Genomic DNA, 19,758 nt, shown 5'->3' on the forward strand with positions numbered 1-19,758 from the left:
TTCGACGGAAAAACAGAAATGAAATGCCAAAAATACTGCGTTTAATTGGATTTTTGGTATTGCAAAAAGATAAGAATTCTAATATAATTAGAGTTGATGGACGCGCTGTATTTTAAAGTGTGTCAAACTCATAAATTAAGATTCCACAATTTTACAAGGAGGATATTTTAAAATGGCAAAGGTAAAATTTGAAAGAACCAAACCTCATATGAATATTGGTACTATCGGTCACGTTGACCATGGTAAAACAACTCTGACTGCAGCAATCACAAAGACACTGCACGAAAGATACCATATCGGTGAAGCTGTAGATTTCGAAAACATCGATAAGGCTCCCGAAGAAAGAGAACGTGGTATCACAATTTCCACAGCTCACGTTGAATACGAAACACCCAACAGACACTACGCTCACGTTGACTGCCCCGGCCATGCTGACTATGTTAAAAACATGATCACAGGTGCTGCTCAGATGGATGGTGCTATCCTGGTAGTAGCTGCAACAGACGGCCCTATGGCTCAGACAAGAGAACACATCCTGCTGTCCAGACAGGTAGGCGTTCCTTACATTGTTGTATTCATGAACAAATGCGACATGGTTGAAGACGAAGAACTGCTGGATCTGGTTGAAATGGAAATCAGAGAACTGCTGAACGAATATGAATTCCCCGGTGATGATATTCCCATCATCAGAGGTTCCGCATTCCAGGCTCTGCAGGATCCCAACGGTCCTTGGGGCGACAAGATTCTGGAACTGTTCGAAGCTATCGAAGATTACATTCCTACACCCGAACGTGCAACAGACAAACCTTTCCTGATGCCCGTCGAAGACGTATTCTCCATCACAGGTCGTGGTACAGTAGCTACAGGTAGAGTAGAATCCGGCGTAGTTAAAGTACAGGATGAAGTTGAAATCGTTGGTTTGACAGACGAAATCAGAAAAGTAGTTGTAACAGGCGTTGAAATGTTCCGTAAGCTGCTGGATCAGGCTGAAGCTGGTGACAACATCGGTGTTCTGCTGAGAGGCGTTCAGAGAAATGAAATCGAAAGAGGTCAGGTTCTGGCTAAACCCGGTTCCATCACACCTCATACAAAATTCAAAGCTCAGGTTTACGTTCTGTCCAAAGAAGAAGGTGGCCGTCATACTCCTTTCTTCAACAACTACAGACCTCAGTTCTACTTCAGAACAACAGACGTAACAGGCGTTATCAGCCTGCCCGAAGGTACAGAAATGTGCATGCCTGGCGACAACGTTGAAATGACAATCGAACTGATCACACCCGTAGCTATGGCTCAGGGTCTGAGATTCGCTATCCGTGAAGGTGGTAGAACAGTAGGCGCTGGTTCCGTAGTAGAAATCATTGAGTAATTTCGACGAAATCAGAATATTGATTCATCAAGAGAGTATCCGTAAGGATGCTCTCTTTTTTATATTATGTTTATGCGGAAAAATGGTTGATATGAGAGAGACAGCAGAAGCTCTGTTTACGAACTTCGCGGAAAGAGATTCTTTTTGCGAAAAATTATCTCATAGAGAATGAAAACGTGAAAAAGGAAGGTGTGAACTTCCAAAAGGAGACATAAAACAGAAAAAGATGCAGTTTTTATTGTATAATATTACGAGTAGATGTCTGACAATTAAAACGTAGAGAAAATAGTTTTCATGCGAAATATATTGACAGAGAAAAGACAATGGTGTAAAGTAGAGATAGGCAAAAAAACGGAGAAATACGCACAAACAGCGTCAGAATCCCTTTTTGAAAAGAGATGTATTGTATACAAAATTACACTGCATGCCGCAGGAGCTGGCGGCGAAGGAGATTGCTCTTTCACAAAAAGGCAAACAGACGAAAGGTGGGAAGAATTTCCTGTGGGAATAGCGATCCGGCAGGAGATTTTCGGTCTGTTTTTTTGTAGGTTTTTTTCCATTCGCCGACAGTGGAAAATATGTCGGTATTACCAACAAACGCAGCCGTTTTTTATGTAATATTTATCGACAAAGATGTTGACAAATTTTAAACAAAAATGGTATATTCATTGTGGAGGCATTATAGCTTCTTATTGAAATGCGTAAGTAGAAATGAGAAGCTGATAAACTGCGTCCATACGGCAGCGTCGTAAGGAAGTAGGTTGTTTTTTAATGAAATACCACGATGTGGCCTCATCGCGGATGTTTCAAAATTTTTAAAAAATAGGAGGAATATTAGAATGGATTTCAAATTAACAAAAACTCAGATGCTTCAGCAAGAGTTGTTCAGAAAATTTGCTGAAACAGAAATTAAACCAATCGCTAAAGACATGGACGAAGCAGAAGATTACGATAGAGAGCTGCTTCAGAAACTGCAGAAAATCGGTGCTTTTGGTATTCCTTACAGCAGAGAATACGGCGGCCAGGGTGCAGACGTTCTGACATACACACTGTGCATGGAAGAAATGTCTAAAGTAGATGCTTCCACAGGTATTACACTGTCCGTACATACATCTCTTTGCTGCCCTTGCATCAATGAGTTTGGTACAGAAGAACAGAAACAGAAATATCTGAGACCTCTGGTTGATGGTTCCAAAATCGGCTGCTTCGGTCTGACAGAGCCCGGCGCTGGTACAGATGCTGCAGGCGTTAAGACAACAGCTGACAAGACAGAAGACGGCAAGTACTATGTTCTGAACGGTACAAAGATGTTCACAACAAACTCCGGTTTCGCTGATACATTCATCGTATTCGCTCTGACAGATAAATCCAAAGGCCCTAAAGGTATGTCTGCTTTCATCGTAGAAAGAGAATTTGAAGGTCTGTCCGTTGGTCCCAACATCGAACGTATGGGTATCAGAGCAGCATCCAACTGCGAAGTTATTTATGAAAACGTTAAGGTTCCCGCTGAAAACCTGCTGGGCAAAGAAGGCCAGGGCTACAAGATCGCTATGACAGCACTGGGCGGCGGTCGTATCGGTATCGGTGCTCAGTCCGTAGGTATCGCTCAGGGCGCTATTGACGAAACACTGAAATATGTTAAGGAAAGAAAACAGGGTGGCAAACCCATCGGCAAATACCAGAACACACAGTTCAAACTGGCTGAAATGCAGACAAAGACAGATGCTGCTAGACTGATGGTATGGAGAGCAGCTACAGAAAAGGATCTGCATGGCAACTACGCTCCTTACGCTGCAATGTGCAAAATGTTTGCTTCCGAAACTGCAAACGAAGTAACAAGAATGGCTGTACAGCTGTTCGGTGGCTACGGTTACTGCCGTGAGTACCCCGTAGAAAGAGCTATGAGAGACGCTAAGATTACAGAAATCTACGAAGGTACAAACGAAGCTATGAGAATGATCGTTGCTGGCTCCATGAAGGTTTGATTTGAGAGTTAAGAGTTCATTTTGAAAAAGCTTATTACTAAAATTTGGAAGGAGAACAAACTATAATGAAAATCGTTGTATGTATTAAACAGGTACCCGATACAGTAGAAGTTAAAATCGATCCTAAGACAGGCACACTGATCCGTGATGGTGTTCCTTCTATTATCAACCACGATGACAAAACAGGTATCGAAGCAGCTCTGCAGCTGAAAGAACAGCTGGGCGGCACAGTAACAGTTGTTTCCATGGGCCCCCCTCAGGCAGACGTTGCTCTGAGAGAAGCACTGGCTATGGGTTGTGACGAAGCATATCTGGTATCTGCTAGAGAATTTGGTGGTTCCGATACATATGCTACATCCGGCATCATCGCAGCAGCTCTGAAGAAAATCGGCTATGATCTGATCATCACAGGTCGTCAGGCTATCGACGGTGACACAGCTCAGGTTGGTCCCCAGATTGCTGAAAAACTGCACCTGCCTCAGGTTTCCTACGTTGAAGAAGTTGTTGAAGCAGCAGCTGACCACGTAGTAGTTAAGAGACAGTTCGAAGATGGTTACCACATCATCAAAATCAAAACTCCTTGCCTGCTGACAGCAATCGCTGAACTGGCTACACCCAGATACATGTCCGTAAGAGGTATCGTTGAAGCTTATGAAAAAGAAATCAAAGTACTGGGCTTCGAAGATCTGAAAGATGGTCTGGAACTGGATATGATCGGTCTGAAGGGTTCCCCCACAAACGTATATCAGTCCTTCACTAAAGAAGTTAAAGGCGCTGGTACAATTCTGGAAGGTCTGTCTGCAGACGAAGCTGTTAAAGCTATCATGGACAAACTGGAAGCTAAGTTCATCATCTAATTTATTTAGACGAAGAATCGGATACTAAATTTAGAAATATAAGGAGGAAACCCTACAATGAGTAAAGGTATTTTCGTAGTAATGGAACAGAGATACGGCAAGGTTCAGAACGTAGGTCTGGAACTTGTTGGTGAAGCTACAAGACTGAAAGAAGATCTGAAGGATGACGTAGTAGCAGTACTGCTGGGTCATGATATCAAAGGCGAAGTTGACAAAATCTTCCACTATGGTGCTGACAAGGTTGTCCTGGTTGACGATCCCATGCTGAAGGACTATGTAACAGAACCTTACACAAAGGCTGTTTGCGAAGTTATCAAAGCATTTGATCCCGAAATCATGCTGTTCGGTGCTTCTTCCATCGGTCGTGACGTTGCTCCCCGTGTAGCATCTCGTGTAAAAACAGGTCTGGTTGCAGATACAACAGGTCTGAGAATGGCTAAGACACAGGAAGAACTGGACAAGGAAGCAGCAATGGGTAACGCAACACCCGAAAGAGCTCTGCTGATGACTCGTCCCGCATTCGGTGGTAACATCATGGCAACACTGATGTGCCCCAGAACAAAACCTCAGATGGCAACTGTACGTCCCGGCGTTATGAAAATGATCGCAAAGGACGAAACAAGAAAAGGCGAACTGGTTGAATTCAAGGTAGATTTCACAGCAGCAGACATGAACGTTGAAATCGTTGAAGCAGTTAAGTCCGACAAGAAATCCGTTGACCTGACAGAAGCAAAACTGATTGTTTCCGGTGGTCGTGGTGTTGGTTCCGCAGAAGGCTTCGATGTAATCAGAGATATGGCTGATGCACTGGGCGCAGAAGTTGGTTCTTCCAGAGCATGTGTAGACGCTGGCTGGATTGAAAAAGACAGACAGGTTGGTCAGACAGGTAAGACAGTACGTCCCGACCTGTACATGGCATGCGGTATTTCCGGTGCTATCCAGCACGTTGCAGGTATGGAAAACTCCGAACTGATCATCGCTATCAACAAGAACGAATCCGCTCCTATTTTTGAAGTAGCTGACCTGGGTATCGTTGGCGATCTGAAGCAGATCCTGCCTAAACTGGCTGACGCTGTAAGAAAATACAAAGCAGCAAAAGCAAACAGCTAATTAAAACTGATTGGTTTTGAAATAAGCGAATGAAGACTCTCCCTTATGGGAGAGTCTTTTTTTGTCAGAAAATAGCAAAAATAGACAAGAATAGTCGGATATGCTATACTTAACATAATGAAGAAGGAGGCGGAAAGATGGAATTAAATAAAGTGATTGACTTGGAGGCACTGACTGCATCAGGGTTTCCTGAAGGATTGATTGAACAGGCAAGCGGATTTATGGAATTGATGATGCAATACAGATGTGCATTGATGGAAGTGGAGACGAAGCTGAATGTGTTGAATGCTGAATTTACCATGAAAAATAACCGCAATCCTTTTGAATCGATTAAGAGCAGAATCAAAACACCGAAAAGTATTCTTGAAAAGCTGCGAAGAAAGGGCTTTGAAATCAGCGTGAAGGGGATTGAGGAAAACCTTGCGGATGTGGCAGGGATTCGTGTGATTTGCTCCTTTCCGGATGATATTTATGCGACAGCGAAGATGCTGACGGATCAGGATGATATTCGCGTGATTCAGGTGAAGGATTATATCATAAACCCGAAGCCGAACGGCTACAGAAGTCTGCATCTGATTTTGGAGGTTCCGATTTTCTTATCGAACGAAAAGAAGAATATGAAGGTAGAGGTGCAGTTTCGCACGATTGCGATGGATTTCTGGGCAAGTTTGGAGCATAAGCTGAAATATAAGAAAAATATCGAAAATGCAGAGGAAATTTCCAAGGAATTGCAGAGATGTGCGGAGGCGAGCAGTCAGCTGGACTTGCGGATGCAGGCATTGAGAGATCGAATTGAGGCGGAACGCGAATGAGCAAGGATGGAAAAAAGCCATTAGGCGATAGCAGTGTTTTTCAGAAAGGGCGCAAGGGCGCGATGCGTGTGATTTACGGACGAACGGCGATTATTGCGGTTTCGTTTCTGGCGCAGATTATCCTGATAGGCGGCGTAGTGAATTTCTTCCGTCCGTACATACCGATGTTTTTCGGCGGCTATATGGTGCTTGGACTTGGCATTGTGCTTTTGATTTTGAATAAGGAAACGACACCGGAAACAAAGCTGATGTGGACGGTCATCACGATGCTGCTGCCTCTGGTTGGCGCGGCGTTATATGTATATGTGGAAACGCAGCCGGGGTATCGGCTGTTGGCGAAACGTCTGAATGATATTTATAAGCAGACGGAAGCATTTGTGCAGCAGGATGAGGCGGTTCTGGATGCCTTGGAGCAGAAAGACATCGGGACGGCGCAGCTGGCGAGATATGTGCATAAAAACGGTAATTTTGCAACCTATCAGAATACAGAGGTGACATTTTTTCCGCTTGGTGAGGATAAATTTGCGGCAATGCTGACGGAGCTAGAGCGGGCGGAGCAGTTCATTTTTATGGAATATTTCATCCTGAAGGAAGGCTATATGTGGGAGAAAATTCTGGAGATTCTGGAACGGAAGGTGCAGGCAGGCGTTGAGGTGCGGGTGATGTATGACGGAACCTGTGCGATGTTTGATTTGCCGTTTCGTTACCCAGAGCTACTCAAGGCGAAGGGCATCCAATGCAAGATGTTTGCGCCGATTCGCCCGATTCTTTCCACGCATTACAACAACCGCGACCACAGAAAGATTCTTGTGATTGACGGGAAGGTCGGCTTTACGGGCGGCGTGAATATCGGGGATGAATATATCAACCGTGTGGAGAAACACGGGCATTGGAAGGACACTGCGGTGATGTTCAAGGGCGATGCGGTGCAGGGGCTGACGATGATGTTTTTGCAGATGTGGAACGTAACGGAGAAGGAGCCGGAATACGGAAAATATTTGCAGAAGGCGGAGAAAGCCTCACAGGCAAAGGGCTTTGTATTGCCTTATGGGGACAGTCCATTTGATGATGAACCGGTTGGCGAAACGGTTTATATGGATATTCTAAACCGTGCGAAAAAATATGTGCATATCATGACACCATATCTGATTATCGACCAGAGCATGATTACGGCACTGACCTTTGCGGCGAAGCGTGGCGTAGATGTGAAGCTGATTTTACCGCATATTCCGGATAAGAAATTTGTATTCGCATTGGCAAAGAGCCATTATAAGGAGCTGCTCAAGGCGGGGGTGCGGATTTATGAATATACACCCGGCTTTGTGCATGCAAAGATATTCACAAGCGATGATGAAAAGGCGGTTGTGGGGACAATCAATCTGGATTATCGCAGCCTGTATCTACATTTTGAATGTGCGGCGTTTTTATATCAGGTGGAGGAAATCGCGGAGATTGAGAAGGATTTTCAAAGGACATTGGAAAAATGTCAGGAGGTTACTTTGGAAAACCGCAAAAAAGGCACTTTTTTCCTGCGGCTGGAGGGGTGGCTGCTGAAATGGCTGGCTCCGCTGATGTAAAAACGGAAAAAAGAAAAAACAGATAGACCTTGCATTTTCTAAAAAAATGTGCTAAATTAAATACATTATTTTATGTACGAGGAAAAGTACATAGCGTACAGAAGATAACTATTTTACAAAAGAGGAAATTTTTATGAGAGCAAAATTCGTATCTGAAAATCTGAACGTCCTTCTTGGCGGCGTGCTGCTTCTGGTTTTGGCAGTGACAGCGGTCTTTTGAGTGATGCTCGGATTTCAGCGAATCGGCAGGAATGGCGATATTTGCTTTGACAGAAATTAGAACGACCCGGCAGCGCTCACTGTCGGGTCTTTTTATTTGAACAAAAGAGGAATACAGAAGAAGCACAAAGGAGAGATGGTTATGGAGATGACAGGCGCGCAGATATTGATGGAAACGCTGCTGGAGCAGGGCACAGATGTAATTTTTGGCTACCCCGGAGGGACGGTATTGGATTTATATGAGCAGATTTACCGAAACGAGGGACGGATTCGTCATGTATTGCCCTCCCATGAGCAGGGAGGGATTCATGCGGCGGATGGATATGCCAGAGCAACAGGTAAAACGGGCGTGGTGCTGGCGACCTCCGGCCCGGGCGCAACGAACCTGGTAACGGGGATTGCGACAGCTTATCTGGATTCGATTCCGCTGGTTATCATTACGGGGAATGTGCCCACAACGCTGATTGGGCAGGATAATTTTCAGGAGGTGGATGTATTCAGCCTGACGTATGGGATTGTCAAGCACAGCTACCGTGTAGCGCGCGTGGAGGAGCTGGCGGAGGATATCCGAGAGGCGTATGCCATTGCGGCATCGGGCAGACCGGGGCCTGTTCTGATTGATATTCCGAAGGATGTCCAGCAGAAAAAGACAAGGTTTACGCCTAAGCCGCCTGTGGAAATTCCCAAAATTGCAGGGGAATATACCGAAAAGGAAATTGCACAGGCGGTGAAGCTGATGGAAAAGGCAAAACGTCCCTGCATTTATTGCGGCGGCGGTGTGATTATGGCGGATGCAGGGGAAGAAATTATGGAGCTTTCCCGCAGACTGGATGCGCCGATTTGTCATAGCCTGATGGGCGTGGATGCGGTGCCGACCGACTTCCCTGCAAGCCTCGGAATGTCTGGGATGCACGGACAATATGCATCAACAAAGGCGATTGCCGAGGCGGATCTGCTGATAGCTGTTGGGGCGAGGTTCAGTGACCGCGCGGTTGGAGATAAGCAGAAATATGCGGCGAAAGCGAAAATCATTCATATTGAAATTGATCCGGCAGAGGTGGATAAAAGCATAACGGTTGACCTGCCCTTGATTGGGGACGCAAAGGAGATTCTGGGGAAAATTCTGGCTGCGGTGGAAGGCGGCAAAAAGGAAAAATGGCAGGCGGAAATTGCCGAAATGCGCGCCTTTGGGCGGATGCACGCAACCGACTACAGCGGGAAATTAACACCAGATGCGATTATTGATGCGGTCAGCAGAGTTATGCCGAAGGATACGCCGATTGTAACGGACGTAGGGCAGCACCAGATGTGGGTGGCGCAGAGATACCCCTTTGCACAGCCGCGCACCTTTCTGACCAGCGGCGGACTTGGCACGATGGGCTTTGGTATGGGGGCGGCAAACGGTGCCTGCATCGGGACAGGAAGGAAAACCGTACTCTTTACGGGGGACGGCAGCTTTGCGATGAACTTTAACGAGCTTGGGACAGCGGTGACGGAAGGGTTGCCTGTCATTGTGGTGCTGATGGATAACGGTGTACTGGGGATGGTACGGCAGCTGCAGAGGTTTTTCAGCAACGGGCATTATTCTCAGACGACAACAAACAGAAAAACGGACTTCGTTGCATTTGCAAGGGCAATGGGGGCAGAGGGATACCGTGCGACAACAACGGAAGAAATGGCGGATGCCATGCAGAAGGCGAAGGCGGCAAAAGGGCCTGTTGTGATTGCATGCGAGATTGACCGAGAGGATATGGTATACCCGATGGTGCCTTCAAACCAATCCATTGATGAAATGATTTTGCAGGGAGGTCGGTAAGTATGAAAAAATATATGATAGGGCTTTTGGTAACGAATAAATACGGCGTGCTGACAAGAATTGCATCGCTTTTTGCGCGCAGAGGATATAATATTGATACGCTGACGGTTGGGGAAACGGTGAATCCGCAGGTTTCTCGTATGACGATTATGATTACGGGGAATGACCATGACAGAGACCAGATGATCAAGCAGCTGAGAAAGCTGCACGATGTGCATTTTGTAAAGGAAATGGTGGCGGAAAAATCGGTTTGCAGAGAGCTGGTGCTGTTAAAGGTGGCAACAGACCGCAGTAACCGACAGGAAATCATTGATGCGGCGAATGTATTCCGCAATAAGATTATTGATTATTCCACCGATGCGATTACGATGGAGCTGACGGGGGAAACGAAAAAGCTGGATGCGTTTATCGAGTTAATGAAGGAATACGGGATTCTGGAGCTGGGGCGAACAGGCGTGGTTTCGCTGAAGCGAGGGGACGAATGTCTGGACGGAACAAACAGCAGGAGTCTGAAGAAGCCGAGAGTAAGAAAAAGAAAAACAGAAGAATAAGAGAAGGGCGGTCTGCAACAGACCGCTTTTTTGTGTGCGGAGGGCGAAAAAAGACGGATATTGCAGAGGAAAAAGGGGCATCACCGACAGCGTTTGACAGGATATGCAAAGAAGAAATGGTATCTTTGTAGACAGGAATGGAAAGATACGATTTTCAGTCTGGCAAAGAGAAAGTGCAAAGGAGGATGCAGGATGCAATATCAATTTGACGGTGAAAGGGAACGCAGGGCGGAATTTGCCATGCCGAAGCGGACAAAGCAGATGGGCGGCATTGAGCAGCGGCTCAGAATCTTTGTAGAGGATTATGTATATACATATCTTTATCAATATGGAAGAAGCGGCGGCGGAGCAGAAAAGCTGGCGGCTCTGGTCGGGAAATATTATGAGCTTGAGGGGCAGAGGGTGCTTTTGATTTCGGGCGCAATACAGGCGAAGGGAACGGTGCAGGAAGGCGGCACAGAGCGATTTGGCGACGAAACATGGGAATACATCGGCGGGCAGTTGCAGCAATACTTTAAGGGGATGACGGTGGTCGGCTGGGTGCATTGCCAACCGGGCTTCGGGGCATTTCTGACGGCGAAGGACGAGCAGTTCCATCGGGAATATTTCAAGGAGGACTGGCAGGTGTTTTTTGCGATGGACACAGTGGACAGGCTGGACAGCTTTTATCTCTATAATGAGGACGGGAGTGGACTGCGGCAGGCGAGAGGGTATTTTGTATACTATGACAGAAACCGGGAGATGCAGGAATATATGCTCGATAACAGCATGATTCGCCCAAGGGAGGAAGCGGCAGAAATTGAGACTGTGGCGGAGCAGCCGAAGGAGGGCGCAAGGCGGCGGAAGAAGCCCACGCAGGAGGAACGGATGGATGCGGCAAAGGAGATTCGCAGGGTGCTGCAAAAGCGCGAAACGGTGGTGAAGCAGGCAAAAAGGGAGCATGACCTGATGCTGTTGGCGGTGAGCGGCGTGCTTTGTGTGGTGTGCGTGTGCATGGGAATGGCAATGATGCAGAGCCTTGGCAGATTGCAGCTTGTGGAGAAGGAATTGATGGCAATGCAGACCTCCTATCAGACGTTGGCGGAAAATCTGGAGGATGCGAGGGTGCAGAGCGTTTTTGCGGTGCAGAAGCAGCCGCAGACCGCAGAGGAGCAGCCGGAACAAAAGCGAAGCTATACCGTGGAAAGCGGCGACAGCTTAGGATTTATCAGCAGGAAATTTTACGGGGACAGCAGCGGGATTCGGAAAATCATGGAGGCAAACGGATTGGCAAATGCAGATATGATTTTCGAGGGGCAGACACTGCTGATTCCGTAAGGGAATACGTTAAAATCGGAGAAAGCCTATGGTTTTGAGAGAAGCCATGGGCTTTTTTTATTTGCGAAAAAAGAGGGGTTGACAGAAGGACAAGGAAAATGATACATATATGCAAGAACAGATGTTCTGCGCAAGGAAGAATGTAAGTTCTTATTACGGAGAGGGGGAGAAGGATATCTGGAAGGCGTATGTGAGAAGGGGAATGAACAGCGAGAAGGGACAGATGAAGCTTCGGCTACTGGATTGGGGCTGCACGGTGGAGCGATGCAGGCGATTGCAGGAGGAGCTGCGGCGGCTGGAGGAGCCGGAGGGGACAGAGAATACTTTCTTGCAAGAGGAATTTAAAGCGGAGCGGGCGCGGCTGGAAGGAAGGCTTGCGGAAATCTGGAGAGAGAAAAAGCGGATGGATGCACTGCTTGCAGGACTGGAGGAGAACGAGCAGGAATACATCCGACTGCGGTTTGAGAAGGGATACGGAATTGATTACATCGGCAGGAGGCTGTATATCAGCAGGGCAACGGTGTTTCGGATGCAGGACAGGATTCTGGAAAAGCTGCGGCAAGCGGAGATTGAGACTCCGTGAGACTAAGGGGAGGGTATATTGAAGGAGCAGCGGAGAAAGGAGGCGATGCAAATGTGGAAAAGAGACAGGGGTTAAGCGAAAAGCAGGAGGAATTTTGCAGACTGCTGGCAGAAGGCAAGACAACAGGCGAAGCAGAGCGGCTGATTGGGTTTTCCAAGGGATATGGCTGGAGGCTGATGCGGAAGGAGCATATCCGAAGGGCAATTAAGGTGAGAAAGAACCCAAGTGCGGCAGATGCGGAGGAAACGCAGAAGGGCGTACAGCAGACGGAACAGCCGAGAAAAAGAGAAACGGCGAAGAAGGCCGAGATTCTCAGCTTTCTGACGGAGGTGATGCGAGACGAGGAGGAGGCTGACCTCAAGACAAGGATGAAGGCGGCGGAGCTTCTGGGAAAGAGAGAAAGCCTTTTTGAGAAGAAAACGCCGACGGAAAAGGAAAGCCGCGTAATCATCGTGGATGACCTGCCATGAAGGAGATACGATTAAGCGAATGGATCGGGGAGGGGTTTTATGACATCCACAGAGACATTCGGGAGGGCAAGCACACGCATTACTGGCTGAAGGGCGGCAGAGGAAGCGGCAAATCCTCATTCCTTTCACTGGAAATTTTACTGGGGCTGATTGCAGACAGGGACGCAAACGCAGTGGTGCTGCGAAAGGTGGCGGCGAATTTGCGGGACAGCGTATTCGAGCAGATGAACTGGGCCATTCATGCTTTGGGTGTGGAGGAGGAATGGGAGAAAAAAATCAGCCCGATGGAGCTGATCCGAAAGGGGACGGGGCAGAAAATCCTCTTTCGGGGGTGCGATGACCCGAAAAAGCTGAAATCCATCAAATTTCAGAGAGGGTACGCGAAATTCATCTGGTATGAAGAAGCGGACGAATTCGGCGGCATGGCGGAATTGCGAAGCCTGAACCAGAGCCTGCTGCGCGGCGGTGAGAAGCTCTGTGTTTTTTACAGCTACAACCCACCGAAGCAGGGACGCAGCTGGATAAATCTTGAGACGGCAGAGGAACGGGCAGACAGGCTGATTCATCACAGCACATATTTACAGATGAAGGAGGAATGGCTCGGAAAGCAATTTCTGGCGGAGGCGGAATATATACGGAAGCGGCACCCCGAAATCTACCGACATGAATATTTAGGAGAGGTGACGGGGAGCGGCGGCGAGGTATTCCGCAACCTGATGCTCAGAGAGATTACGGATGCGGAGATTGCCGCGTTTGACCGCCTGCGGCGCGGACTGGACTGGGGGTACGCAGTAGACCCGCTGCACTACACGGTGAACCACTACGACAGGACGAGACGGCGGCTGTATATTTTCTACGAGCTGCGGGCGCAGGGGATGAGCAACCGCAGACTGGCAGAGGAAATCAACCGAGAGAACCCGAAGCATCGGGAGGTGATTTGCGACAGCGCGGAGCCGAAATCTATTGCGGAGATGCGCGAATACGGCGTGGCGGCGATTGGGGCAAGGAAGGGCCCCGATAGCGTTTATTACGGTATCAAGTGGATGCAGGACTTAGAGGAAATCATCATTGACCCGAAAAGATGCCCTGAGACGGCGAGAGAATTCAGCAGCTATGAATACGAAAGCGACGGGAGGGGCGGCTGGCGTGCGGCTTTTCCCGACAGGGACAACCATGCGATTGACGCGGTGCGCTACAGCAGAGAGGAGGACATGCGGCATATTCGTGTGCGATAAGAAAGGAGAAGGGAAGTTTGTTTATCACAGAGATGGAGCTGCTGCAGGCAAGACTGGCGGCAGGGAAAAGGTTGAATGACAGCCATATTCTGAAGGAGATTTTGCAGGAAGACAGAAGCAGCGAGAAGAAAAGGCGGATGGCAGAGGGGGAGCGGTATTACCGCGGCGAGCATGACAGCCTACAGAAGGACTTCCGCAGAAGCCCGATTTCCGAGACAACGGAAAACGGGGAGGAGGAAATGCGGATGTTTTTTAACCCGAACAGAAGCAACCACCATTGCGTACACCCGTTTCATCACACACTGGTGGCGCAGAAAACGGCGTACCTCGTGGGGAGAGAGCCGACCATCAGCGTAAGAAACGGAGACAGGGCATTTGAGGAAATGCTGACGGAGCTGGCGGATGAGCACTTTAACGGGGTGCTGCAAAGCTGGCTGACAGGGGCGGCGAACAAGGGGGTGGAATACCTGCACGTTTATTATGACGGAGAGGGGAATTTTCGCTACTGCATTGTGCCGGCGGAGGAAATCATTGCAATTTACGATGAGGAATATCAGCAGGAACTGCGCGAGGTGATTCGTTATTATGACATCAAGGTTCTGGACGAGGGCAGAGAGAAAACAAAGCGGCGCGTGGAATGGTGGACGGCAGAGGACGTGACCTATTTTACGGAGAACGGCGACGGAGAATTTTTGCAGGAGAAAAGCTGCGGACACTGGGCGGTGACGGCGCTTCTGGACGGAGAGGAAGCAGAAACAGAACAGCATGGCTGGGGGCGCGTGCCTTTTATTCCGCTCAGGAACAATGAGAAGGAGCTGACGGATTTGCAGCTGGTGAAGGGGCTGATTGATGCGTATGACCTTGTGAGCAGCGAGGGGACGAACAATCTGCTGGATCTGGTGGATCTGTACTGGGTGATTCAGGGCTACGGCGGCGAAACGGCAAGCGCGGTGGCGAAAAAGCTGCAAATCAACAAGGCGGTGCAGATTAGCGACAGCAGCGGCAACGTGGAGGCAAGGCAGGTGCAGCTGCCGGTAGAGGGCAGACTGGACTGGATGCAGATGCTCCGCAAGGATATTTTCCACTTCGGGATGGGGGTGGATACGGACAGCGACGATTGGGGCAAGGCGGCAAGCGGCGTTGCACTGAAATTCCAATATGCGATGTTTTACCTGAAAATCAACGGGATTGTGCCGGAAATCAAGCGGGCGGTGAAGGAATTCTTCCGCTTTGCGACAGAGGATCGGAACAGGGAAAACGGGACGGATTGGGATTGGAGAAAAATTCAGATTACGCTGAACACCAACGGGATTACCGATGACATGGAGACGATGCAGATTATTGCGGCAAGCAAGGGGATGGTGAGCGAAAAGACGCTTCTGGGGAAGCATCCCTTTGTGGAGGACGTAAACAGTGAGATGGAGCAGCTGGAGAGAGAAAGAAGGGAGAAGGACAATGAAATTGACACAGATGATTGAGAAATTTGCCAAGCAGGGGATGCTGAACGGCGTGGCAAGGGCAGAACTGCTGCAGGCGGCAGAGGAAACAGAGCAGGAAATGGCGGAATTGCAGGAGGAGCTGAGCGGCAAGGACGGCGAACTGGCGGAAAACAGAAAAACGGCGGCAGTGGAAAGAGCCATTCTGGAGGGCGGTGGCAAAAACGTGAAGGCGATTTTGGCACTGCTGGATCTGGAGGAAATCAGCTATGACGCGAAGGAAGGGCTGAAAGGGCTGGATCTGGAGGAAGTGAAGGCGGAAGCACCCTATCTGTTCTATGAAAAAACAGAGAAGAAAAAGGGGACAGGCGTGCCCATGACCAGACAGAAAAGGAAAGAGGACGAAATCAGAGCGGCATTCCGCAGAGGCTTAGGCAGATAAGGAGGAAAGGAATATGAGTTTTAACAGTTTTGAATATGCAACCGTTTTTATGGAGGAGCTGGACAGCCAGCTGCTGGATCAGTCTACCACAGGCTGGATGGAGGAAAACGCAGGACAGGTGCAGTACAACGGGGGTGCTGAGGTGAAAATTCCCAAGATGCAGATGAGTGGTCTGGGGAATTATGACAGGGACGGCGGCTTCGCGAAGGGGGCTGTGACCGTGACCTACGAAACAAGAAGACTGACACAGGACAGAGGCAGAACCTTCCAGCTGGACGCGATGGACGTGGATGAAATGAACTTTGCGCCTACGGCAGGGGCGGTGATGCGGGAATTTCAGAATACAAAGGTGATTCCCGAAATTGATGCTTACCGCTACAGCAAAATTGCAGAGCTGGCGCAGGCGGCAGGCAAGGCGAGAGCATACACCGTGGAGGTGGAGACGATTTTTGAAAACCTGTTGCAGGACATGACTGCGGTGCGAGATACGGTCGGCGATGGGTGCGAAATGGTGATTGCGATGAGCGCGAAGGTGGCAGGCAAGCTTGATTTGGCGAAGGGCGGCAGCCATATTCTGGAAAGCGGCACATTCCGACAGGGGAGCGTGGAGCTGAAGGTAAAAGAGTTGGACGGTTGTCCCATTATTCGCGTACCTTCTGCGAGATTCCAGACAAAATACACATTTCTGGATGGCGTGGAAAAGGCAGAGGGCGGCTTTGCGGCGGCAGCGGATGCAAAGGGCATTAACTGGATTATCATGGTGAAGCAGGCACCTGTGGCAATTTCCAAGACAGACGTGACCAGAATTTTTGACCCCATGACCAACCAGAACGCAAACGCATGGAAAATTGACTACAGAAAATACCACGATCTCTGGATTGCGGACAACAGCATGGACGGCGTTTTTGTGAACGTGAGCGCATAAGAAAGGATGTCGGACGGATGAAGGAGAGGATTCCGGAGGAACTGCGGAGGCTAGGCAGAAAGGAGGAAGAAAATCTGCTTGCCTTTGCGGCGGAAAGAAGTGTTTCCATGATGCAGGCATATTGCAACCGAGAGGATTTGCCGAAGGAGCTTTGGAGCGTTGGCGTGGCACTGGCACAGCAGCTTCTGGACGCGGCAGATGTAAAGAGCATCAAGGAAGGGGACGTAAGCGTAACCTTTGCGGAGAGCAGAGCGGAAACGGAATTGTTAGCCGATTTTCGGACGGAGCTGGACAGATTTCGCAGAGCAGACTGGTAAGAAATGAGAAAAGGGGGATGGTTCGCATGAAACGAAGCTTTGAGAAGGCGAAAAAGGCGGTGGAGCGGCTGTTTTGGGACACCTGCTTTGTGGAGACCTTTTCGGAGGAAACGGCGGCGTGGGGCGAAAGCCTGCACGAGAAGGGGGAGGGAGAGACCTTCCCCTGCCGTCTGACGGAAAAGGCAGAGGTCTGCGGCACGGACGGGCTGCTGACACAGACAGAAAAGACGGTGATTCTGCTTTACCCTGCAGAGAAGGAGATTGCGGCAGGGAGTGCGGTGCGGATTCGGCGGGAAAACGGCGCGGAGCGGCGCTACATTGCGGCAGGAGAGAGCCGTGTTTTTCTGACGCACAGGGCGGTTGGACTGAGAAGGGATGAAACGGTATGACGGAGGAAATCAGACGAGCGGTGATACAGGCGATTGCGGCGCGGTTTCAGTTGCCCGTATATGGGCAGAGGGTGCCGCAGGGGGCGAAAAAGCCCTGCTTTACGGTGGAATTGAAGGAAACGGAGCAGAAGCGTCTGCTTGGCAGGAGAGCGGCGAGAAAAGCGGTCTTCGAGGTGACGTATTACTGCGGTGAGGAAAAAGCTGCGGCGGCGGAGCGTGCGGAAGCTTTGGACGGACTGTATGAGACTCTTTGCATCATCGGGAGAGAGGAACGCTTTGCGGCAAGCGGTATGCAGGAGGAAAGGACAGAGACGGGCATCCGATTTACGGCGGAATATGAATATCATGTAATGCTGACGGAGGAGACGACGGAGAGGATGGAACGGCTGAAATATAACGGAAAGGAAGCGGTTGGCTATGAAGAAAAAGGCAACATTCAGCAGAGAGCAGCTGAGTAAGAGCAAGACCTTCGGCTATGGGAAGGATCTGGTGCTGGCGGTACTGGAGGACAGGGACTATACGAAGGACGAGGCGGAGAAGGAGATTCAGGCATATCTGACAGGAGAAAGAGAGGGGATTTGATATGGCATTAGGCGGCGGTACATTTATGACACAGAACAAGGTTCTGCCCGGAGCATACATCAATTTTGTTTCCAGACCAAGAGCCATGGGCAGTCTGGGTGAAAGAGGCGTGGTCTGCGTCGGGATGGAGCTGGACTGGGGCAGGGAAGGCATGACGGACATTGCGGCGGCAGAGGGCAGAACGAATTGCAGAGAGCTTTTCGGCTACACCTACCTGAGCGAGGAAATGAAGGATCTGCGTGAGCTGTTTGCGCACGCGAAGGAAGTGAAGCTTTACCGACTGAATGGCGGCGAGAAGGCGAGGATGACGCAGGACGGGCTGACAGTGACAGCGAAATATCCTGGGAAAAGAGGGAACGACATCTGCATCAAGATTGCGGAAAACGTGGACGAAAGCGACTGCTGGGATGTGGAAACGTATTTGGATGCGGAGGTAGTAGATGCACAGACGGTGACAAGGATTGAGGATTTGCGGGAAAATGCGTTTGTGGAATTTGGCGGCACAGGCGGGCTGACCGCGGCGGCAGGCATTTACCTGACAGGCGGCATAACCGCGGCGGCAACGGGGAGCGCATATACGGCATTTCTGGAGGCGGCAGAGAAGGAGGACTTCAATGCACTGGCATACAACGGCGCGGACGAGAAAACAAAAAAGCTGTTTGTGAATTTTACGAAGCGAATGCGCGAGGAGGAAGGCGTAAAATTTGTGACGGTGCTGCATGATTACCCTGCGGCAGACCACGAGGGCGTGATTTCCGTCGGAACGGCGGCAGAGCTGGTTTACTGGACGGCAGGGGCAAGCGCAGGCGCAGAGGTGAACGAAAGCCTGACGAATACAGCCTATGACGGAGAATACGAGGTGGACGCAAAGCTGAAAAAGAGCGACTACATCAAGGGCATCCGGAAGGGACAGCTCCTGTTTTATGAGGAGGACGGCACACTGCGCGTACTGCGCGACATCAACAGCTTTACCTCCTTTGCGGCGGCGAAGAACAGCGATTTTTCGAGCAACAGGGTGGTGCGCGTGTTGGACAGTATTGCAAATGATGTGGCGAATATTTTCAGCAAATATTACCTTGGGAAGCAGAGCAACAATGCAAACGGCAGAAATCTGCTGAAGGCGGAGATTCTGGCGTACCATGAGGAGCTGATGAAGCTGGAGGCAATCGAAGGCTTTACGGCGGATGACATTACGGTGGAAAAGGGCACAGAGAAGCAGGATGTTGTGGTATATGAGGCAATTCAGCCTGTGGATGCGATGGAAAAGCTGTATATGAAGGTTGAGGTTGCATAAGGAGGTATGAGAATGGGCTATTTGAGAGCGAAGGACACAGTGAACGGTGCATTGGGAACCTGCTTTGCCATCATTGACGGCAAGCGGCACGAGCTAATGCAGGTGAAGAACATTCAGGCGAAGGTGAAGAAAACCAGAATGACGATTCCTATTCTGGGGATGACCGCAAAGCAGCAGAAAAGCGGCGGCTGGGAAGGCACAGGGACGATGACGGTATATTATGTGAGCAGTTTGTTTCGCAGGGTGATGGCGGATTATATGAAAAACGGCGTGGACACCTATTTTGAACTGCTGCTGACAAATGAGGACCCGACAGGGGATGCCGGCAGACAGACGGTGCTTCTGAAGGATGTGAATATTGAGGAAATGCTGATTGGCAAGATTGACGTGGAGGAAGCGGCAATGGAGGAGGAAATGAAGTTTACCTTTGGCGGCGTGGAGCTTCTGGACAAATTCAATCAGATGTAAGAAATTT

General features: G+C 49.5%; 21 protein-coding genes. All 21 read left to right on the forward strand.

All coding sequences use genetic code 11. The annotated features are described in order from the left end of the window. Positions 1 to 172: 172 nt before the first annotated feature. The 21 genes from tuf to EJE48_RS11695 all read left to right on the forward strand — a co-directional run bounded on the left by tuf (position 173) and on the right by EJE48_RS11695 (position 19,751). Positions 173 to 1,366 (forward strand): elongation factor Tu, encoded by a 1,194-nt coding sequence (gene tuf / locus EJE48_RS11600; RefSeq protein ID WP_016407011.1) that lies wholly within the window; start codon positions 173 to 175, stop codon positions 1,364 to 1,366. A gap of 839 nt (positions 1,367 to 2,205) precedes the next feature. Next, the gene (locus EJE48_RS11605) at positions 2,206 to 3,351 is read left to right on the forward strand and encodes an acyl-CoA dehydrogenase family protein (protein WP_016407012.1); all 1,146 of its coding nucleotides are present in this window, start codon (positions 2,206 to 2,208) and stop codon (positions 3,349 to 3,351) included. Between the two features lie 65 nt (positions 3,352 to 3,416). Continuing rightward, entirely contained in the window at positions 3,417 to 4,208 is a 792-nt protein-coding gene (locus EJE48_RS11610; protein WP_016407013.1) for an electron transfer flavoprotein subunit beta/FixA family protein, read from the forward strand. A gap of 57 nt (positions 4,209 to 4,265) precedes the next feature. Next, positions 4,266 to 5,318 (forward strand): electron transfer flavoprotein subunit alpha/FixB family protein, encoded by a 1,053-nt coding sequence (locus EJE48_RS11615; protein ID WP_124984255.1) that lies wholly within the window; start codon positions 4,266 to 4,268, stop codon positions 5,316 to 5,318. Positions 5,319 to 5,455: 137 nt separating this feature from the next. After that, a complete protein-coding gene (locus EJE48_RS11620; protein ID WP_016407481.1) occupies positions 5,456 to 6,130 on the forward strand; it encodes a GTP pyrophosphokinase in 675 nt (224 codons plus the stop codon). Beyond that, positions 6,127 to 7,707, forward strand: a complete 1,581-nt coding sequence (gene cls, locus EJE48_RS11625) for a cardiolipin synthase (RefSeq protein ID WP_124984584.1) — start codon at positions 6,127 to 6,129, stop codon at positions 7,705 to 7,707. Before EJE48_RS11620 ends, cls begins: the two co-directional genes overlap by 4 nt. Before the next feature lie 361 nt (positions 7,708 to 8,068). Then, positions 8,069 to 9,742 (forward strand): biosynthetic-type acetolactate synthase large subunit, encoded by a 1,674-nt coding sequence (gene ilvB, locus EJE48_RS11630; protein WP_118582281.1) that lies wholly within the window; start codon positions 8,069 to 8,071, stop codon positions 9,740 to 9,742. A 2-nt stretch (positions 9,743 to 9,744) separates the two neighbouring features. Further along, the gene (gene ilvN, locus EJE48_RS11635; protein WP_016407478.1) at positions 9,745 to 10,293 is read left to right on the forward strand and encodes an acetolactate synthase small subunit; all 549 of its coding nucleotides are present in this window, start codon (positions 9,745 to 9,747) and stop codon (positions 10,291 to 10,293) included. Positions 10,294 to 10,485: 192 nt separating this feature from the next. Next, positions 10,486 to 11,610 carry a LysM peptidoglycan-binding domain-containing protein gene (locus EJE48_RS11640; protein WP_118582278.1) on the forward strand — a complete coding sequence of 375 codons (1,125 nt, stop codon included), beginning with the start codon at positions 10,486 to 10,488 and terminating at the stop codon, positions 11,608 to 11,610. 109 nt (positions 11,611 to 11,719) lie between these two features. Beyond that, a complete protein-coding gene (locus EJE48_RS11645) occupies positions 11,720 to 12,193 on the forward strand; it encodes a sigma factor-like helix-turn-helix DNA-binding protein (protein ID WP_118582275.1) in 474 nt (157 codons plus the stop codon). Positions 12,194 to 12,246: 53 nt separating this feature from the next. After that, positions 12,247 to 12,663 carry a terminase small subunit gene (locus EJE48_RS11650; protein WP_124984585.1) on the forward strand — a complete coding sequence of 139 codons (417 nt, stop codon included), beginning with the start codon at positions 12,247 to 12,249 and terminating at the stop codon, positions 12,661 to 12,663. Further along, positions 12,660 to 13,898 carry a PBSX family phage terminase large subunit gene (locus EJE48_RS11655; protein ID WP_118582269.1) on the forward strand — a complete coding sequence of 413 codons (1,239 nt, stop codon included), beginning with the start codon at positions 12,660 to 12,662 and terminating at the stop codon, positions 13,896 to 13,898. Before EJE48_RS11650 ends, EJE48_RS11655 begins: the two co-directional genes overlap by 4 nt. Positions 13,899 to 13,915: 17 nt before the next feature. Then, positions 13,916 to 15,376, forward strand: a complete 1,461-nt coding sequence (locus EJE48_RS11660; protein ID WP_118582266.1) for a phage portal protein — start codon at positions 13,916 to 13,918, stop codon at positions 15,374 to 15,376. After that, positions 15,354 to 15,776 (forward strand): phage scaffolding protein, encoded by a 423-nt coding sequence (locus tag EJE48_RS11665; protein ID WP_118582263.1) that lies wholly within the window; start codon positions 15,354 to 15,356, stop codon positions 15,774 to 15,776. Before EJE48_RS11660 ends, EJE48_RS11665 begins: the two co-directional genes overlap by 23 nt. 13 nt (positions 15,777 to 15,789) lie before the next feature. Then, positions 15,790 to 16,701: a hypothetical protein gene (locus EJE48_RS11670; RefSeq protein WP_118582261.1), complete on the forward strand. Its 912-nt coding sequence runs from the start codon at positions 15,790 to 15,792 to the stop codon at positions 16,699 to 16,701. Positions 16,702 to 16,718: 17 nt separating this feature from the next. Next, a complete protein-coding gene (locus EJE48_RS11675; protein WP_016407470.1) occupies positions 16,719 to 17,018 on the forward strand; it encodes a head-tail connector protein in 300 nt (99 codons plus the stop codon). Positions 17,019 to 17,044: 26 nt separating this feature from the next. Beyond that, complete coding sequence (locus EJE48_RS11680; RefSeq protein WP_118582259.1) at positions 17,045 to 17,407, forward strand: hypothetical protein; 363 nt, start codon at positions 17,045 to 17,047, stop codon at positions 17,405 to 17,407. Next, positions 17,404 to 17,865, forward strand: a complete 462-nt coding sequence (locus tag EJE48_RS11685; protein ID WP_118582256.1) for a phage tail terminator family protein — start codon at positions 17,404 to 17,406, stop codon at positions 17,863 to 17,865. The genes EJE48_RS11680 and EJE48_RS11685 overlap by 4 nt, the downstream gene beginning before the upstream one ends. Beyond that, positions 17,825 to 17,989: a hypothetical protein gene (locus EJE48_RS12305; RefSeq protein ID WP_016407467.1), complete on the forward strand. Its 165-nt coding sequence runs from the start codon at positions 17,825 to 17,827 to the stop codon at positions 17,987 to 17,989. Before EJE48_RS11685 ends, EJE48_RS12305 begins: the two co-directional genes overlap by 41 nt. 1 nt (position 17,990) lies before the next feature. Then, a complete protein-coding gene (locus EJE48_RS11690) occupies positions 17,991 to 19,283 on the forward strand; it encodes a phage tail sheath family protein (RefSeq protein ID WP_118582253.1) in 1,293 nt (430 codons plus the stop codon). 12 nt (positions 19,284 to 19,295) lie between these two features. Next, a complete protein-coding gene (locus tag EJE48_RS11695) occupies positions 19,296 to 19,751 on the forward strand; it encodes a phage tail tube protein (protein WP_016407465.1) in 456 nt (151 codons plus the stop codon). Positions 19,752 to 19,758 lie beyond the last annotated feature (7 nt).

The organism is Anaerotignum faecicola (genome assembly GCF_003865035.1).
Taxonomy (GTDB): Bacteria; Bacillota; Clostridia; order Lachnospirales; family Anaerotignaceae; genus Anaerotignum_A; species Anaerotignum_A faecicola.

What these genes read in the sequence shown, in the direction of transcription:
- tuf (WP_016407011.1), top strand. Translation starts at nt 173, where the DNA reads ATGGCAAAGGTAAAATTTGAAAGAACCAAACCTCATATGAATATTGGT.
- EJE48_RS11605 (WP_016407012.1), top strand. Translation starts at nt 2,206, where the DNA reads ATGGATTTCAAATTAACAAAAACTCAGATGCTTCAGCAAGAGTTGTTC.
- EJE48_RS11610 (WP_016407013.1), top strand. Translation starts at nt 3,417, where the DNA reads ATGAAAATCGTTGTATGTATTAAACAGGTACCCGATACAGTAGAAGTT.
- EJE48_RS11615 (WP_124984255.1), top strand. Translation starts at nt 4,266, where the DNA reads ATGAGTAAAGGTATTTTCGTAGTAATGGAACAGAGATACGGCAAGGTT.
- EJE48_RS11620 (WP_016407481.1), top strand. Translation starts at nt 5,456, where the DNA reads ATGGAATTAAATAAAGTGATTGACTTGGAGGCACTGACTGCATCAGGG.
- cls (WP_124984584.1), top strand. Translation starts at nt 6,127, where the DNA reads ATGAGCAAGGATGGAAAAAAGCCATTAGGCGATAGCAGTGTTTTTCAG.
- ilvB (WP_118582281.1), top strand. Translation starts at nt 8,069, where the DNA reads ATGGAGATGACAGGCGCGCAGATATTGATGGAAACGCTGCTGGAGCAG.
- ilvN (WP_016407478.1), top strand. Translation starts at nt 9,745, where the DNA reads ATGAAAAAATATATGATAGGGCTTTTGGTAACGAATAAATACGGCGTG.
- EJE48_RS11640 (WP_118582278.1), top strand. Translation starts at nt 10,486, where the DNA reads ATGCAATATCAATTTGACGGTGAAAGGGAACGCAGGGCGGAATTTGCC.
- EJE48_RS11645 (WP_118582275.1), top strand. Translation starts at nt 11,720, where the DNA reads ATGCAAGAACAGATGTTCTGCGCAAGGAAGAATGTAAGTTCTTATTAC.
- EJE48_RS11655 (WP_118582269.1), top strand. Translation starts at nt 12,660, where the DNA reads ATGAAGGAGATACGATTAAGCGAATGGATCGGGGAGGGGTTTTATGAC.
- EJE48_RS11665 (WP_118582263.1), top strand. Translation starts at nt 15,354, where the DNA reads ATGAAATTGACACAGATGATTGAGAAATTTGCCAAGCAGGGGATGCTG.
- EJE48_RS11670 (WP_118582261.1), top strand. Translation starts at nt 15,790, where the DNA reads ATGAGTTTTAACAGTTTTGAATATGCAACCGTTTTTATGGAGGAGCTG.
- EJE48_RS11675 (WP_016407470.1), top strand. Translation starts at nt 16,719, where the DNA reads ATGAAGGAGAGGATTCCGGAGGAACTGCGGAGGCTAGGCAGAAAGGAG.
- EJE48_RS11680 (WP_118582259.1), top strand. Translation starts at nt 17,045, where the DNA reads ATGAAACGAAGCTTTGAGAAGGCGAAAAAGGCGGTGGAGCGGCTGTTT.
- EJE48_RS11685 (WP_118582256.1), top strand. Translation starts at nt 17,404, where the DNA reads ATGACGGAGGAAATCAGACGAGCGGTGATACAGGCGATTGCGGCGCGG.
- EJE48_RS12305 (WP_016407467.1), top strand. Translation starts at nt 17,825, where the DNA reads ATGAAGAAAAAGGCAACATTCAGCAGAGAGCAGCTGAGTAAGAGCAAG.
- EJE48_RS11690 (WP_118582253.1), top strand. Translation starts at nt 17,991, where the DNA reads ATGGCATTAGGCGGCGGTACATTTATGACACAGAACAAGGTTCTGCCC.
- EJE48_RS11695 (WP_016407465.1), top strand. Translation starts at nt 19,296, where the DNA reads ATGGGCTATTTGAGAGCGAAGGACACAGTGAACGGTGCATTGGGAACC.